Source organism: Sphingomonas sp. 77B (genome assembly GCF_056497825.1).
On sequence record NZ_JBWMBY010000001.1, the window covers coordinates 3,116,504 to 3,132,580 of the forward strand.

General features: G+C 66.7%; 13 protein-coding genes, 1 tRNA gene and 2 riboswitches. Of the genes, 4 read left to right on the forward strand and 10 right to left on the reverse strand.

From position 1 onward, the window contains the following. Positions 1–72: 72 nt before the first annotated feature. The 4 genes from ligA to AC1GI4_RS14635 all read right to left on the reverse strand — a co-directional run bounded on the left by ligA (position 73) and on the right by AC1GI4_RS14635 (position 5,626). Positions 73–2,211 carry an NAD-dependent DNA ligase LigA gene (gene ligA, locus AC1GI4_RS14620; RefSeq protein WP_479629980.1) on the reverse strand — a complete coding sequence of 713 codons (2,139 nt, stop codon included), beginning with the start codon at positions 2,209–2,211 and terminating at the stop codon, positions 73–75. Between the two features lie 65 nt (positions 2,212–2,276). Continuing rightward, complete coding sequence (locus AC1GI4_RS14625; RefSeq protein WP_479629981.1) at positions 2,277–2,432, reverse strand: hypothetical protein; 156 nt, start codon at positions 2,430–2,432, stop codon at positions 2,277–2,279. A gap of 138 nt (positions 2,433–2,570) precedes the next feature. After that, positions 2,571–4,232, reverse strand: coding sequence for a DNA repair protein RecN (gene recN / locus AC1GI4_RS14630; protein WP_479629982.1), 1,662 nt, complete (start codon positions 4,230–4,232; stop codon positions 2,571–2,573). 458 nt (positions 4,233–4,690) lie between these two features. Beyond that, positions 4,691–5,626 (reverse strand): outer membrane protein assembly factor BamD, encoded by a 936-nt coding sequence (locus tag AC1GI4_RS14635; protein ID WP_294271465.1) that lies wholly within the window; start codon positions 5,624–5,626, stop codon positions 4,691–4,693. A gap of 195 nt (positions 5,627–5,821) precedes the next feature. Here AC1GI4_RS14635 and AC1GI4_RS14640 point away from each other — a divergent pair, with 195 nt between their 5' ends. Continuing rightward, a complete protein-coding gene (locus tag AC1GI4_RS14640) occupies positions 5,822–6,646 on the forward strand; it encodes a phosphoheptose isomerase (RefSeq protein WP_479629983.1) in 825 nt (274 codons plus the stop codon). Positions 6,647–6,706: 60 nt separating this feature from the next. Here the strand turns inward: AC1GI4_RS14640 and AC1GI4_RS14645 are convergent, their stop codons facing one another. Beyond that, entirely contained in the window at positions 6,707–8,152 is a 1,446-nt protein-coding gene (locus tag AC1GI4_RS14645) for a S41 family peptidase (protein WP_479629984.1), read from the reverse strand. A 204-nt stretch (positions 8,153–8,356) separates the two neighbouring features. Here AC1GI4_RS14645 and AC1GI4_RS14650 point away from each other — a divergent pair, with 204 nt between their 5' ends. Beyond that, the gene (locus AC1GI4_RS14650) at positions 8,357–9,529 is read left to right on the forward strand and encodes a glycosyltransferase (RefSeq protein ID WP_479629985.1); all 1,173 of its coding nucleotides are present in this window, start codon (positions 8,357–8,359) and stop codon (positions 9,527–9,529) included. A 139-nt stretch (positions 9,530–9,668) separates the two neighbouring features. On the opposite strand, the gene AC1GI4_RS14655 is transcribed toward AC1GI4_RS14650, so the two are convergent. Genes AC1GI4_RS14655 through yajC form a run of 4 tightly spaced genes read right to left on the reverse strand, consistent with a single transcriptional unit; the run spans position 9,669 to position 13,002 of the window. After that, entirely contained in the window at positions 9,669–10,052 is a 384-nt protein-coding gene (locus AC1GI4_RS14655) for an Mth938-like domain-containing protein (protein WP_294271476.1), read from the reverse strand. Positions 10,053–10,060: 8 nt separating this feature from the next. Next, a complete protein-coding gene (gene secF, locus AC1GI4_RS14660) occupies positions 10,061–11,041 on the reverse strand; it encodes a protein translocase subunit SecF (protein ID WP_433911256.1) in 981 nt (326 codons plus the stop codon). 16 nt (positions 11,042–11,057) lie between these two features. Then, on the reverse strand, positions 11,058–12,662 hold the full coding sequence (gene secD, locus AC1GI4_RS14665; protein WP_433911255.1) for a protein translocase subunit SecD: 1,605 nt from the start codon (positions 12,660–12,662) through the stop codon (positions 11,058–11,060). Positions 12,663–12,666: 4 nt separating this feature from the next. Further along, the gene (gene yajC / locus AC1GI4_RS14670) at positions 12,667–13,002 is read right to left on the reverse strand and encodes a preprotein translocase subunit YajC (RefSeq protein ID WP_433911254.1); all 336 of its coding nucleotides are present in this window, start codon (positions 13,000–13,002) and stop codon (positions 12,667–12,669) included. 192 nt (positions 13,003–13,194) lie between these two features. Between yajC and AC1GI4_RS14675 the strand changes: the two genes are divergently transcribed. Next, positions 13,195–13,271: transfer RNA gene (locus AC1GI4_RS14675), tRNA-Pro, on the forward strand. 446 nt (positions 13,272–13,717) lie between these two features. Here the strand turns inward: AC1GI4_RS14675 and AC1GI4_RS14680 are convergent. Then, positions 13,718–14,275, reverse strand: coding sequence for a septal ring lytic transglycosylase RlpA family protein (locus AC1GI4_RS14680; RefSeq protein ID WP_479629986.1), 558 nt, complete (start codon positions 14,273–14,275; stop codon positions 13,718–13,720). Between the two features lie 117 nt (positions 14,276–14,392). Beyond that, positions 14,393–14,594: riboswitch (cobalamin riboswitch) on the forward strand. 175 nt (positions 14,595–14,769) lie between these two features. Between AC1GI4_RS14680 and AC1GI4_RS14685 the strand changes: the two genes are divergently transcribed. After that, positions 14,770–15,825 carry a HoxN/HupN/NixA family nickel/cobalt transporter gene (locus AC1GI4_RS14685; protein ID WP_479629987.1) on the forward strand — a complete coding sequence of 352 codons (1,056 nt, stop codon included), beginning with the start codon at positions 14,770–14,772 and terminating at the stop codon, positions 15,823–15,825. 22 nt (positions 15,826–15,847) lie between these two features. Further along, a riboswitch (cobalamin riboswitch) is annotated at positions 15,848–16,063 on the forward strand. The last annotated feature ends 14 nt before the right edge of the window (positions 16,064–16,077 follow it).

A 16,077-nucleotide genomic window follows, 5' to 3' on the forward strand; every position in this document is an offset into this window, starting at 1 on the left:
GCCGATGAAAAGGTTTCCGGTGGGGCCGGGATGGCGGGAATCATGACGGTCGGGTCATGATTCCCGCCACGCTCAGCTTGCCGCGACCAGATCGTTCCAGGCGGCCTCGTCGATCACCCGGATGCCCAGGTCCTGCGCCTTTTTCAGCTTTGATCCGGCGCCCGGCCCGGCGATCACGAGGTCGGTCTTGGCGGACACCGATCCCGATACGCGCGCGCCCAGCGCCTCGGCCTGCGCCTTGGCCTCGTCGCGCGACAGGGTTTCGAGCGTGCCGGTGAAGACCAGGGTCTTGCCGGTCACTTCCGACTCGCGGGTCTGGTGGACGGTGTCGGCGGGCGTGACCTCGCTCAACAGATCGTCGACGACCTCGCGGTTATGCGCCTCGGCAAAGAAGTCGAGCAGCGCGTCGGCGACTTCGGGGCCGATCTGCGGCGTGTCGATCGCGGCGACGATGGCGCGCTGGCGGCGAAGCTCGAACTTGCGCTCGGGTTCGCCCAGTGCGGGGACGGTTTCGGCGCGAACCTGAAGCGCGGCGTCGATCATCGCGCGGAAGCCCGCCATCGAGACGAAGCGGCGGGCCAGGTCGCGCGCGGTGATCTCGCCGACATGGCGGATGCCGAGCGCGAACAGGAAGCGGTCGAGCGATATGGTCCGCCGTGCGTCGATGGCGGCGAGCAGCTTGTCGACCACCAGCTCGGACATGCGCTCGCGCTGGATCAGCGCCTCGCGATGCTGGTGCAGGCGGAAGATGTCGGCGGGCGAGGCGATCAGGCCATCGCGGAAGAACTCCTCGACGCGGACCAGCCCCAGCCCGGTGATGTCGAAGGCGTGGCGCGAGACGAAGTGGATGAGCCGCTCGACGCGCTGCGCCGGGCAGATCAGGCCGCCGGTGCAGCGGATGACGACCTCACCCTCCTCGCGTGTCGCCAGGCTGCCGCATTCGGGGCAGTGATCGGGGAAGATAAAGGGCTCGCGCGGCGTCTCGCGGGTCAGATTCTCGACGATCTGCGGGATGACGTCGCCTGCGCGTTGCAGGACCACCCGGTCGCCGGGGCGCACGCCCAGCCGCTCGATCTCGTCGGCATTGTGGAGCGTCGCGTTGGTCACGACGACACCGCCCACCGTCACCGGCTCCAGCCGGGCGACGGGGGTGAGGGCACCCGTGCGGCCGACCTGGATGTCGATCTTCTCCAGCGTGGTCTGCGCGCGCTCGGCGGGGAATTTGTGCGCGATCGCCCAGCGCGGCGTGCGCCCGACAATGCCCAGCCGGGCCTGCCAGTCCAGCCGGTCGACCTTGTAGACCACGCCGTCGATATCGAAGGGCAGGTCGGCACGCTGCGCCTCGATGGTGCGATAGATGGCGAGTGCGGCCGCCGCATCGGGCACGCGGGCAAAGGCGTCGGCGATGGGAAAGCCCCAGCGGCGCCACGCCTCGACCATGTCGAACTGCGTCTCGACCGGCACCTCGCTCGCCTCGCCCCAGCCATGCGCCAGGAAGCGCAAGGGGCGACCGGCGGTGATGGCGGGGTTCTTCTGGCGCAGCGAACCGGCGGCGGCGTTGCGCGGGTTGGCGAACTGGCGCGCCTCCTTGTTCGCGTCGGCGGCTTCCTGCGCCAGCCGGGCGTTGAGCGCGGCGAAATCGGCCTTGCTCATATAGACCTCGCCGCGCACCTCGATGACCTGCGGCGCGTCGGCGGGCAGAGTCTGGGGGATGTCGGCGATGGTGCGGACATTCTCGGTCACGTCCTCACCGATCGCACCGTCGCCGCGGGTCAGCGCCTGCACGAGTCGCCCGTCGACATAGCGTAGCGAACAGGACAGGCCGTCGATCTTGGGCTCGGCGGTCAGGGTGACCGGCTCGTCCTCGGGCAGCTTCAGATAGCGGCGGACGCGGCCGACGAACTCCTCGACCTCTTCGTCGGTGAAGGCATTGTCGAGGCTGGTCATCGGCCGCGCGTGCGGCACCTTGGCCAGATGCGCGGCGGGGGCGGCGCCGACCTGCGTATTGGGCGAATCGGGGCGGATCAGATGCGGGAAGGCGGCCTCGATCGCGGTGTTGCGGCGAACCAGCGAGTCATAGTCCGCATCCGAAATCTCGGGCGCGTCCTCGGTATGATAGAGGCGGTTGTGGTGGGCGATTTCGCGGGCGAGGCGATCGAGCTCGGCGGCGGCTTCGAGATCGGTTTGCGGCAGGGTCTGAGGTGCGGTCACGCCGCTCGTGCTAGTCCAGCCGCGATGGTGGGATCAAGCGGTTGCGCGACGGGCGGTCATTGGCGTCACAGGAGCTGATCGGCCGGGCGCAGGATATCCGGCGCCAGGCCATGGTCCGCCATCCAGCTACAGGCCTGTTCGATATGGATCGCCACCATCGGCAGGTCGAGCTTGTCGGCCTGCATCAGGCACAAGCGCAGGCCCGTGACCAGGGCGGTCATATCGTTTGCATCGACGATCTGAGCGGCAGAGGCGAAATTATGTGGCATCCTAAAGATCCATCATGTTGCGGTGACGGCTCGAAGTCCCCGATCACCGCGCAGAGTATCAGATATAAAATAATTTTCTACGAAATTCTGTCAGCTTTCCAGCAGCCGATCGGCCTGGGCGCGCGCTTCGTCGGTAATGGTCGCGCCCGACAGCATCCGGGCGATCTCCTCGCGGCGCTCCCCATCGCTCAGCGCGCGGACGCCGGTGCGGGTGACGGTGCCGTCATGGCTCTTGGCGATCAGCAGATGCGCGGCGCCGCGTGCCGCCACCTGCGGACTGTGTGTGACGACCAGCAGCTGGGTGCGCCCGGCCAGCCGGTGCAGGCGGTCGCCGATCGCCGATGCCACCGCGCCGCCGACGCCGCGATCGATCTCATCGAAGATCATCGTCGTCGCGCCGCCCTCTTCGGCCAGCGCCACCTTCAACGCCAGGATGAAGCGCGACAACTCGCCACCGCTGGCGATCTTCATGAGCGGGGCGAAGGGGGCGCCGGGGTTGGTCGAAATCTCGAACTCGACCCGGTCCTTGCCTGCCGCCGACCAGCCCGAGGGTTCGAGGCCTGCGACGATGGTGCGGAAGCGAGCCGCATCCAGCTTCAACGGGGCCAGTTCGCTTTTCACCGCCTGGTCCAGCCGTTCGGCGGCGGCGGTTCGGGCGGTCGTGACCGTCGCGGCGGCCTTGTCATAGGCGGTGCGGGCGGTGGCGACCGCCGCTTCCAGCCGCCCGATCCCTTCCTCGCCCGCGTCCAGCCGCTCCAGCCGTCCGCGCAGCTGCTCGGTCAGCGTGGCCAGATCGTCGGGCTGCACCCGGTGCTTGCGCGCCATACCGCGCAGTTCGAACAGGCGCGCCTCGTCCTCTTCCAACGCCCGCGGATCATAGGCGAGTTCGCGCTGCGCCTCGATCAGCCGTTCCTCGGCCAGCGACGCCTCGATCACCGCCCGGTCGATCGCGGCGAGCGCTTCGGTGAGGGCGGGGTGGTCTTCGCCGATCCGCTCCAGCACGCGAGCAGCCTGGCGCAGGCCCGCCAGCGCGCCGTCGGATCCTTGCAGATGCTCGTCGATAGCACCCAGCTCGCCCGCGATCTTCTCCGACCGCTGCATGGTGCGGCGGCGGTCGGCCAGCGCCTCTTCCTCGCCGGGCTCGGGGGCGAGCTTGGTCAATTCGGCGACCGCATGTTCCAGCCATTCGCGGTCGCGCGCCGCCGTCTCGATCTCCTCGCGCGCGGCGGTCAGTGCAGCTTCGGCTTCGCGATACCGTGCCCAGGCGGCGGCGACCGCGCTGGTGTCGATCCGCCCGAAGCTGTCCAGCATCGTCCTGTGGCCGCGCGGGTTCAGCAGGCCGCGATCGTCATGCTGGCCGTGGATTTCGACCAGATGGGGCGCGATCTCGCGGAGCAGCGCGGCGGAGGCGGGCTGGCTGTTGACGAAGCCCCGGCTGCCGCCATCGGCCTTGACCTGACGCCGCACGATCAGCGGCTCACCCGGTTCGATCTCGATCCCGGCGTCGTCGAGGATGGTGGCGAGGCGGCTGTCGGGGGCAGGGGGCTCGAAGCTGGCGGTGACGATGGCTTGGCCTGCACCGTGGCGGACCAGCCCGCTGTCGCCGCGTCCGCCAAGCGCCAGTCCCAGCGCATCGAGCAGGATCGACTTGCCCGCCCCGGTCTCGCCGGTCAGGACGCCCAGGCCCCGGCCGAAATCCAGGTCCAGCGCCTCGATCAGGACGACATCACGAATGGACAGCGTGGTCAGCATGGCCCGCGATATAAAGCGAAACGCAGGCGGATGTTATCCCCCGCCGCAAAAATGATCCCGATTTGTTCGGGGCGGCATTCCTTCCCTCGCCCTTTATAGAGGGGAGAGGGTTGCGCAGACTTGGTCTTTGCGAAAGCTAGAGCATGATGACATGAGATTAACCCACCCCTCCCCTTCAGGGGAGGGGCCGGGGGTGGGGCGCCTCCGCAAGCGTGCAGCCCGTGGCGAGGCCCCACCCCAACCCCTCCCCTGAAGGGGAGGGGCTCGCCTTGGTTCAACGCAACGTCATCACGGTCTAAGCCCTAGTCGGAGCTGGGTGAGGGGTGATGCGCTCGGAAGCCGAGCGCGCGAGCCTCTGGGCTCGCTCAACCCCTCACCCAAGCTGCGCTAGCCAGCAAAGCTGGCAAGCTTCGCTAACCCTCTCCCCTGTCCAGGGGAGAGGGAGATTTATGGAAAACTTATCCCGTCGGCGAACTGTTGTTGCCGGTCGGCGTGGGACGCCCGGGCGCCGCGGCGCTCGGCGTGGCGGTGTTGCCGCCGCCGGGCAGGCCGATATTGGTCGAACCGGGCGTGCCGGTCGGCACCACGGGCTGGCCAGGCTGGATCGCGGGGATCGGCTCGACCGGATATTCGCGCATCAGCTTGTAGGCGCGATTGTACCAGTCGCTGCCCGGATAGTTGGCGCCCAGTACGGCGGCGGAGCGCTCGGCCTCGCCGCGCACGCCCAGCGCCAGATAGGTCTCGACCAGACGCATCAGTGCCTCCGGCGTGTGGCTGGTCGTCTGATACTTGTCGACGACGGTGCGGAAACGCATCGACGCGGCCAGCCACTGGTGGCGATCCTCGTAGAAGCGACCGATCTCCATCTCCTTGCCCGCCAGGTGATCGTTGACCAGATCGACCTTCAACCGCGCATCGGCGGCATAGCGGCTGTTGGGATAGCGGCGCATCAGTTCGCCCAGCGCGTCCAGCGCCTGGCGGGTGATCTTCTGGTCGCGGGTGACGTCCTGGATCTGCTCGTAATAGTCGAGCGCGATCAGATAATAGGCATAGGGCGCGTCGCGGTTGCCCGGATGGACCGAGATGAAACGCTGTGCCGACTGGATCGACTGGGTATATTCGCGGCCCAGATAATAGCTGAACGCGCTCATGATCTGCGCGCGGCGGGCCCAGATCGAATAGGGGTGCTGACGCTCCACCTCGTCGAACAGCAGCGCCGCCTCCTTGTAGCGGTGCTGGTCCAGCCGCTGTTTGGCGGCCGTGTACAGCGTGCCGACGTCGCGCGCGACATAAGGCAGGTCGGTGCGGTTACGGTTGCGGGCGCAACCCGCGATCGGAAGGGCCAAAGCGGCGATCAGCGCCAGCGACAGCGCACGGGAACGGGGGTTACGCATCGCGCATGTCCTTAGCGCAGCATTGGGGCGGGGAACAGTCCTTCCCGTACAACCCGTAACGATAGCTCTTCGCGACAGACGACTTGCCTTCCCGGTAACGCTCGCGGCATGGAAATCCGGTGCGCCGGGCGGCAGGGAACGCCGCCCCGGCCCCGACGGTTCTGCCGTCGCCCGATCGGAAGGAACCTGAACGAAATGCCCGCCACGATGCTCCACACCCACCGCGTCGAGAAGCCCTGGGGCCGCCACAAGCTGTATCCGGGGTTCGAGGATGTCGCACCGGGCGGCGCCCCCGTGGGGGAGGTGTGGTTCCAGGAGCCGGGCGACACGTCGCCCGACCTGCTCATCAAATATCTGTTTACCAGCGAGAAGCTGTCGGTGCAGGTCCACCCCGACGACGAACAGGCGCATGCCCGCGGCCTGCCGCGCGGCAAGGACGAATGCTGGACGATCCTGACCGCCGAGCCCGATTCGACGATCGCCCTGGGGCCCAAGGCGCCGATGACCAAGGAACAGCTGCGCAGCGACGCCCGCGACGGCTCGGTCGAGGCGGATCTGGACTGGGTGCCCGTGAAGGAGGGCGATTTCTATTATGCGCCGTCGGGCACCATCCATGCAATCGGCGCCGGATTGACCGTGATCGAAGTGCAGCAGAACAGCGAGACGACCTATCGCCTCTATGACTATGGCAGCGACCGCGAGCTGCATCTGGAGGACGGTGTCGATGTCGCGCATCTGACCCCGTATCAGCCGATCGTCTCGCCCGGATCGGCGGGCGAAGGGCGCGACATTCTGGTCGAGGGGCCCAAATTCGTCCTCGAACGCTGGGCAGCGGGCGAGCATCCGGTGGCCCTGCCCGAGGGGCGGACGGCATGGCTGATCCCGATCACCGGATCGGGCGAGGTGGCGGGCATCGCGTTCCAGGCGGGCCAGTGCCTGACCGTTACCGGCAGCGAGACGGTGACGCTGTCGGCGGACGGCGACGCGCTGTTCGCCTATGCGGGCACGAAGCGGCTGTAAGACTGGTGGCCCTCTCCCCTGGACAGGGGAGAGGGATTACACGCCTTATTTCCCACGACCTTAGAACAGCCCCGGCACGTCGCGCTGTGCCACCGACGGACGGTCGGGCTGGAGCAGCTTGCGCGGGCCGGTCCCTGCCGCCTGCGCACTGGCGGTTGCGCTGATCGGGGTGCAGCTCTTGCCCTGGAGGAAGTCGAGCGCGGCGCGGGTCGAGGCTTCCTGCGGATCGCCCATCTTGCGCGTCAGGTCGTCGCTGGCGCGGCAGCTGGCGGGCACGGTGGCCGCCAGGCCGTTGTAATAATCGCCCTGCTTGTTGGCGTTCTGGAGCGAGATGGCGATGACACGCAGCCGATCGTCGCACTGGGCATTGTCGCGCGCGATCTGGCCCACCGGCTTGCCATAGGTGTTGGCGCCGATCAGGCCGGTATTGGCGCCCATATAGGGCAGGGTGCGGTTGAGGACGAGTTCGCTGGCCGAGGCGGTGCCGCCGGTGCCGATAAAGGCGAGGCGGGTGGGCACGATCGATTGGGCTTGTGGCGCGAAATAGGTCGTCTCGTTGTTCGACGACTTGCTGGCGCGGAAGGCGACATAGCCCATCACGTCCGAGGTCTGGCGGTTGCCGCCCAGCAGATTGTTGAACAGATCGGCGATGCTGAGGCTGCCGCCGCCATTATAGCGAAAATCGACGACGACCTGCGTGATGCCCTGCTGCTTGAAGGTCGCGAAGGCGGCGCGCAGCTGCGGGTCGGCGGTGCTGATGAAGGTGCGCAGGTTGATATAGCCATAGCGTTGGCCGTTATCGGTGATGATCTGCGTGCCGTAATTGGGCGATACCGGCTGGACGGTATAGGCCCCCTTGGTCAATGAAACGGTACGCACATTGCCCGCAGGGTCGGCCACCTGGAAATAGCGCACCGTGCCCGCCGTATCGGGGCCGAGCGCATTGGTGAGCCCGTTATTGGGATCGGCCCGAACGATGTCGCTGATCGACTGGATATTGGCGGTGGTGGTGCCGATGCCGCGAATCTCCGAGCCGCGGTCGATCCCGGCCGCCAGGGCCGCGCCGCTTTCGAAGGATTCGGCAATCATCAGCTTCGACTGTGACGCATCGGTCGTCAGGCGAAATCCGAAGCCCGCCGAATCGCCCGAGCTGTAATAGGCGTCCTCTTCCTTGATCGAGGTCAGATAGGTGAAGAAGCGGTCCTTGCGCTGCGCTCGCGCGGTCGCGGTCAGCGCATCGATATAGTCGCTGACCGTCGTATAGCCCGACGGGTCGAGCGAGGCGGGCAGGATTTCAGGGAACAGATACCATTCGTTCATCTGGGCCGAGACCCAGTTCTGGCGATTGCGCAGCGAACAGGCGCTCTCGACCGTGCCGGTTGCGCCGCCGCCGCTGCCCCCCGTGTTCGATCCGGTCGTGCTGCTGCTGCCGCCGTCACCGCCGCCGCAACCGGCCAGTGTCGCGCCCAGTGCCAATACCGCGCCCAAACGTCCGAATCGGCTCATCAAAACCCCCCACTGCAAAAGCTATCACCGGGATAGCCCATCGCCTCAACTGTGTCAGGCGCGATCTGTAGGATTGATGAACGGCCCATGTCTTGGCGGTCAGCCTATTGTTCTTGCTCGTTCAAGTTGTTCTTCAATTCGGTCACGTCGCCGATAATGTCACGACATGCACGATTTTTTGTGCCGACGGGAGTAAGAGGTCTCATGCTGAACGTGCTGACCCTGTCGAGCCTGTTTCCCGACGCCACACGGCCGAATTTCGGCATCTTCGTCGAACGCCAGACGGCTGCGCTGGCGTTGCGGCCCGGCGTCGTGGTTCGGGTGGTCGCACCGATCGGCCTGCCCGTCTGGCCGCTGGTACGCTCGGCACGGTTCCGGGCGCAAGCGGCCTTGCCGTTGCGCGAGACATGGGCGGGCCTGGACGTCCGCCGCCCGCGTTTCGTGACGATCCCCGGCACTGGCGGGCGGTTTCATGCGCCCGCACTGGTTCGCGCGCTGACCCCGGTGCTCGACCGCTTGCGGGACGAGGCGCCGTTCGACGTGATCGACGCGTCCTTCTTCTTCCCCGACGGCCCGGCGGCGGTCGCGCTGGGGCGGCGTTACGGCGTGCCCGTGTCGATTAAGGCGCGGGGGGCGGACATTCATCACTGGGGCCGCGCCCCCGCCACCCGGCATCAGGTCGCGCGCGCGGCGATGCAGGCGAACGGGCTGCTCGCGGTCAGCGATGCGATGGCCGATGACGTGGCCGCATTGGGCGTCCCGAGGCACCGTATCCGCGTCCACCATACCGGCGTGGACCAGAGCCGGTTCCAGCCTGTCGATCGGGCAGCCGCCAAGCGGGCACTCGGTGTTACGGGGCCGCTGATCCTGTCGCTCGGTGCGCTGATTCCGCGCAAAGGGCACGGCGTCGTGATCGATGCGGTCGCGCGGCTGCCCGGTGTCACGCTGATGATCGCAGGTGAGGGGGCGGAGCGTGCGGCACTGATCGCGCGGGCGGAGCGGGCGGGCATTGCCGGGCGGGTACGGCTGCTCGGTGGTGTGCCTCATGCCGAATTGCCTCCCTTGCTGGGGGCGGCGGATGTGATGGCGTTGGCATCCGCCTCCGAAGGGCTGGCCAATGCCTGGGTCGAGTCGCTCGCCTGCGGGACGCCGATCGTCATAACCCCGGCGGGCGGGGCGGGCGATGTCGTGACGAGCCGCGTGGCCGGGCGAATCGTAGAGGCCGATCCGGGCGAGTTCGCCGCCGCGATCCGCGACGTGCTGGATCAGGCCGCGGACCCCTGGGCGGTGCGGGCGGTGGTGCGGGACTTTACCTGGGCGGCCAATGCGGCGGCGCTGCATTCGCACCTGGCCGAACTCGTGGCGCGGCGGCGGTAGGAAAGTCCTCCCCGGTACGGGGAGGGGGACCACGCGCAGCATGGTGGAGGGGGCGTGCCGCAAGCGATGCATTGCGAGGAAGCCCCCTCCGACAGGCCTTCGGCCTGCCACCTCCCCGTGCCGGGGAGGATTCGTCAGATCAGGCGTCGAGCGGGTAGAGGGCCGCACAGATCTTGCGGCCTTCACTGCGCAACACGCCCCAGGAGCGGGCGGCGGCGCGGCTGTCCATGACTTCGACGCCCAGCCCGCGCGCCTCGAGCGCCGCCACGAAGGCGGCGGGCGCGCGGCGCAGGTTCGCACCCGTGCCGAGCAGCAGGAATTCCGGCGCCTCGTCGATCAGTGCCGCGACCGATTCCGGGCTCAGTACCTCGAACGGCGGCGGGCTCCACGGCTCGTGCCAATCGGGTGACAGGAGCAGCGCGGGATAGGCGATCTCGCCGACCCGAAAGCCCGTTGCGGCAAAGCCACGGACGATCGGGCCGGGCGCGGTGGGATCGCGCGTGATGCGGATCGAGTCGCTCACGCTGGCGCTCAGCCCTCGCGCGGGGTGATGCGCTCGGCGTCGGCCACCTTGCGCTTGTCGGTGGTGCCCGGCTTCTCGCGGTTCGGCTCGGCCCGCAGGCCCAGCGTGATGAGCAGCGAGGACGAGACGTAGATCGACGAATAGGTGCCGACCACGATGCCCAGGATCATGGCGGCGGTGAAGCCGCGCAGCACATGGCCGCCCAGCAGCAGCAGCGCGATTAGCGCCAGCAGAATCGTGACCGAGGTCATGACCGTGCGCGGTAGCGTCTCGTTCACCGACAGGTTGATGATCTCGCGCATGTCCATCTTGCGATAGCGGCGCATATTCTCGCGGATGCGGTCGTCGATCACGATCTTGTCGTTGATCGAATAGCCGATGATGGTCAGGAACGCCGCGATGATCGTCAGGTCGACTTCGAACCGCGTAATCGCGAAAAAGCCGAGCGTGACCAACAGATCGTGGACGATCGCGACGATGGTCGACACGCCGAACTGCCATTCGAAGCGGAAGATCGCGAACAGGCCGATACCCAGCACCGCCAGCACGACCGCCAGCACGCCGTGCTTGATAAGCTCGCCCGAGACCTTGCCCGACACGGTGTCGTAACGGCTGAAGGTCGCGCCGGGGAATTGCTGGCCCAGAGCGGTTTCAACCTTGCGGACGACGGCGTTGGTCGCGCCGTCGTCATTGGATTTGGGCGCGGGCAGGCGGATGCTGATGGTCCGGCCATCGCCGACCGTCTGAATATTGGCTTCGCCGACGCCCAGCCCGTCGATCACCGAGCGGACCCGATCGGCCGAAGGCGGGGTGGGGAACTTCTCCTCGATCATCAGGCCGCCGACAAAGTCGACGCCCAGATTGAGGCCCTTGGCGAACGTGACGCCGACCGCCAGCAGGGTGAGCGCGAGCGTCAGCCCGAACGCCCAGCCGCGCAGGCGGACAAAGTCGATGTTCGTATTGTCGGGGACGAGTTTCAGGAGGCGCATGATCTGTTCTCCTGCCTCAAATATTGATGGTCTTGGGCTTCTCACGGCGCAACCAGAGCGCCACGAGCATCCGCGTGAAGGTAACGGCAGTGAACACGCTGGTCACGATGCCGATCAGCAGCACGACCGCGAAGCCCTTGACCGGGCCGGAGCCGAGCACGAGCATGATGACGCCCGAGATCGCGTGGGTCACGTTCGCCTCGAAGATGGTGCGGCTGGCTTCCTTATACCCCAGCTCGACCGACTGGACGATATTGCGGCCGCGCCGTCGTTCCTCGCGGATACGCTCGTTGATGAGCACATTGGCGTCGACCGCAGTGCCGATGGTCAGCACGAAGCCCGCGATACCCGGCAGGGTCAGCGTCGCGTTCAGCATCGCCATCACGGCCAGGATGACCAGGATGTTGATGATGACCGCAATGTTCGCATAGATGCCGAACCGGCCATAGGTGAGGGTCATGAAGATGACCACGGCCAGCGCCGCGATCGCCGAGGCGAGGATGCCCGCATGGATCGAATCCGCGCCCAGATCGGGGCCGACGGTACGCTCCTCGATGACCTTCAGGTCGATCGGCAGCTTGCCCGACCGCAGCGAAATCGCCAGCTGGTTGGCCGTGTCGACGGTGAAGTTACCGCTGATCGACGCGCGACCGCCGAGGATCGGTTCGTTAATGTTGGGGGCCGACAGCACCTGACCATCGAGGATGATCGCAAAGGGCTTGCCGGTATTCTCCTGCGTGATTCGCGCGAACTTGCGACCGCCCTGCGCGTCGAAGGTGATCGCCACCTGCGGCGCGTTGGTCTGCTGGTCGAAGGTCTGCTGCGCGTCGATCAGCTGATCGCCCGAGATGATGACCGGCCGCTTGACCGCGATCACCGGCGCACCCAGCGGATTGCCCGGATAGGGCAGAATCTGGCTGCCCGCGGGCGCATTGCCCTTGGCCACGTCCACCGGGTTGGCGGTCGTGTCGACCAGCTTGAATTCCAGCTTGGCGGTCTTGCCGATCAGGTTCTTCAGCTGCTGCGGATCCTGAAGGCCGGGCACCTGCACCACGATGCGGTTGCTGCCCTGCTGCAGGATCGTCGGTTCCTTGGTCCCCAGCGCGTCGATACGGCGACGCACGACTTCGGTCGCGGTCTTCATCGCGGTATCGACCGCCTGGTTCAGCCCCGCCTGGGTCGGCTTCAGCACGAAGCGCGAGGTGTCGACGACCTGGATGTCCCATTCGCGCTGGCCGGTCATGCCCGCGCCACCGCCGGTGATCGCCAGCAACCGCTCGCGCGCCGCATCCACCTGGCTCGGGTCGCGCAGCATGAAGCTGAGCTGGCCGTTCCGCACCGAGATATCGCCGATGTCGATCCGCGGATTGCCACGGCGCATTTCGGCCGCGACCTGATCGCGCATCGTCTCCAGCCGCGTATTGGCGAGGTCGGACGTGTCCGCCTCCAGCAGCAGATAGCTGCCGCCGGCCAGATCGAGGCCGAGGTTTACGCGCGGATGGGGAATGGGGCCCCATTTGCTGGTGGTGCTCTCAGGCAGAAAGCTCGGGATCGCGAGCAGGCACAGCGCGGCCAGCAGTGCGACGATGGAAGCGACCTTCCAGCGGGGGAAATCCAGCATAGGATCAGTCGTTCGCGGGTTTGGCGGTGGGGTCGAGCACGTCGGTCAGCGTCGCCTTGACCACGCGAACGCGGACGTTCGGCGCGATCTCGACCTCGACCAGCTGGTCCTCGACGCGGGTCACCTTGCCGACGATGCCGCCCGCCGTGGTGACCTGATCGCCCTTCTTGACCGCCTCGATCGACGCCTGCAGCGTCTTCATGCGGCGCTGTTGCGGGCGGATCATCAGGAAATAGAAGACGACGAAGACGAGGAGCAGCGGCGCGAGGCTGAGGAACGAGGCGGCTCCGCTCGATGCGGCGACGCCAGATGCTGCCTGGGCGGTGAAGGGAATGAACATTCGGACCCGTCTATGCTGAATGGGCACGGGTACGAGTCGACCGATGACGATCGACAAGCCCCCATGTCGGATAGCCTGCCCGCTACCATCGCAGGCGGACAGGCGCAATGGAGAGGCGGATGTGGTGTTGCGACTATCGCAACATCAAGGCTTGCATCCCCGATAAAACCCGCCTAGAGGCCGCCGCTCGGTCGGGGCGTAGCGCAGCCTGGTAGCGCATCACACTGGGGGTGTGGGGGTCGCAGGTTCGAATCCTGTCGCCCCGACCAATCTTCTACCGACATCGGTGGGCGACGAAGAAGCGGGCGAAAGCCCGCTTTTTTCGTTTCAGGCGTTTTTCACTTTCACTGTGGAGTGAAGCGCGGGAGGTTTGGCTTCATGGCGGGCCAAAGCGATCCAAGCTGAATGGTGGCTATGGGTGGGAAGCGGACATGCTGTCTTGGCGTCAGCAAGCCCAGCCTGTCGCCGCAAGCACGACGCCAAAGCACGCGAGCGAAATGTAAATCACGGCAAGAACCCGAAATGCTACAGGAGTCGCATCTCGGTCGGCATCATCTACGCTACGGAAAACGCTTGGCATGTTTCCACTGGCGAAACCTGCCCATAATGCGATCCCTGAGAATGAGGCTATCACCAGCCCAACGATCACTGAAGCGTTCATAGCTCATCATTGCCACCCGTAGGAATGTCCGCAAGTGGGCGAAAGCCGCCGCCTCTACCGAACCGCCATCTCCGCCGCCGCGATCTGCGACAGCAGGTTCGCGCGCACCACGTCGGATACCGGCGGCAATGGCCGCGCCGCCTTGCCATGGCGCAGGCGTTCGCGGTCCTTTTCGTCCGGCTCGACGACGCGCACCCGCACTGCCGCCTTGCCGACCGCGCGCAGGCCGAGTTGTTCGGCCGCGCCGCGTGACAGGTCAATGATCCGCGACGATCCGGCGAACGGCCCGCGATCGTTGACCCGCACGATAATCCGCCGTCCGGTATCCAGCGCCGTCACCTCGACATAGCTGGGCAGGGGCAGGGTGGTGTGCGCCGCCGTCGCCCAGCCGGGGCGGAAGCGTTCGCCGTTCGCGGTGCGCTCGCCCGATTCGCTGCCATACCAGCTGGCATAGCCGAGCATGTCATAGGTCGCGTCGGCGGCGGGGACATAGGTGATGCCCCGCACGGTATAGGGCTTGCCGATCCGCACCGGGAAATCGCTGACCGGCCGGTAATTCCCACCCGAACAGGCCGCGACCAGGCAGGCCGCCGCCGTTGTCCATCGGCGCATCGCTTTCCAAACCACCATGCGCCTCGATTAGGCTTGCCGAGCGCCGGGATAAAGCCGTTTGCGCCTCTATCCGCCGCAGACTATCCCCGTGCCGACCGGCAAGGGCTTTCAGCCCCGCCGCCGGTCTATCGCATCGGTGCCCCTCGGGGCTTCAAACGGGAATATGGTGCAAATCCATAGCTGTCCCTGCAACTGTAAGCGGTGAGCGCGTGATGCCGGTTCCTGCGACAGGGAACAGCCACTGGAGTGATCCGGGAAGGCCGCATGACCGACGCTTCGACCCGCAAGCCAGGAGACCTGCCGATGCGAGTCGCTCTTTGCCGGGGTCCAGGGGATGGTCATGGCCAGGATATATTGTATCATGCGAGCGACGCCATCCGGCCGACCCGAATCGGAACCCCGCCCGGCGTGCGCCCGCCCGAGGCTGGAGACCGCCGCGACAGCGGAAGGGGTGGCCTTAGTCGCAACGGCGCTGTGCAAGGCGTGATTCGCCCATGTCCGAAGTTTCCGCCCGACCATCTTTGAAGCGTCGCGTCACCCTGCTGATGGGGACGCTGGTCATCGTCAATATCGCCGTCTGGGGCTGGGCCTTCAGCGTCTTTGCGGGCAACAGCCTGATGCTCGGGACCGCGCTGCTCGCCTATAGCCTGGGCCTGCGCCATGCGGTGGATGCCGATCACATCGCCGCGATCGACAATGTCACCCGCAAGCTGATGCAGGATGGCCAGCGCCCCATTGCGGTCGGCCTGTGGTTCGCGATCGGCCATTCCGCCATCGTGCTGATCGCGGCGACCACCGTGGCGCTGGCCGCGAGCACCCTGTCCGACTTCGAGGCGTTCGGGCAGAGCGGCGGGACCATCGCCACCATCGTCTCGGCCAGTTTCCTGTTCGCCATCGCGATCATGAACCTGATCATCCTGCGCGACGTCTGGACCCGGTTCCGCCGCGTCGCGCGGGGCGAGCCGATGGCGGAGGCGGATGCGGGCATGCTGTTTTCGGGGCAGGGGCCTTTGTCGCGGCTGTTCCGACCGCTGTTCCGGCTGATCCGGCGCAGCTGGCACATGGCGCCGCTCGGCTTCCTGTTCGGGCTGGGCTTCGACACCGCGACCGAGGTGGCGATATTGGGTCTGTCGGGGTCGCACGCGGCGGACGGCGTGTCGCTGGCGACGATCCTGGTGTTCCCGGTGCTGTTCGCGGTCGGCATGGCGCTGATCGATACCGCCGACGGGCTGGTGATGCTGGGCGCCTATGAATGGGCGTTCGTCCATCCGCTGCGCAAGCTCTACTATAACATGACGATCACTTTGGTCTCCGCACTGGTCGCGCTGGTGATCGGCGGCATCCAAGCGACCGCCTTGCTCGCCGAGCGGTTTGGCTGGACCTCGGGACCGTTCCGCTATGCGGGTGCGCTGTCCGAGCATTTCAATGTGCTGGGCTTCGCCATCGTCGGGCTGTTCGTGGTCTGTTGGGGCGCGAGTTTCCTCCTCTATCGCTGGCGCGGGTTCGCCGCGATGGAGGCGCGAATTGCCAAGCCCGGCGCGGCGGGATAAATGCCGCACATCGGGGACGAAAGTCCCCGAAGATCGCGCCGGTGCCCGCAAGGGCTTTAAACGGGAATGGGGTGCAAATCCCCGGCTGTCCCTGCAACTGTCAGCGGCGAGCGAGCGATGCTGGTGCCCCCTCCCTTTCACTAGGGCGCGAGGCACGGCCACTGGAGTGATCCGGGAAGGCGCATCGCATCCGCTTTGACCCGCGAGCCAGGAGACCTGCTGGCGTCATGGTCGCTCTTGCCTGGACCCAGG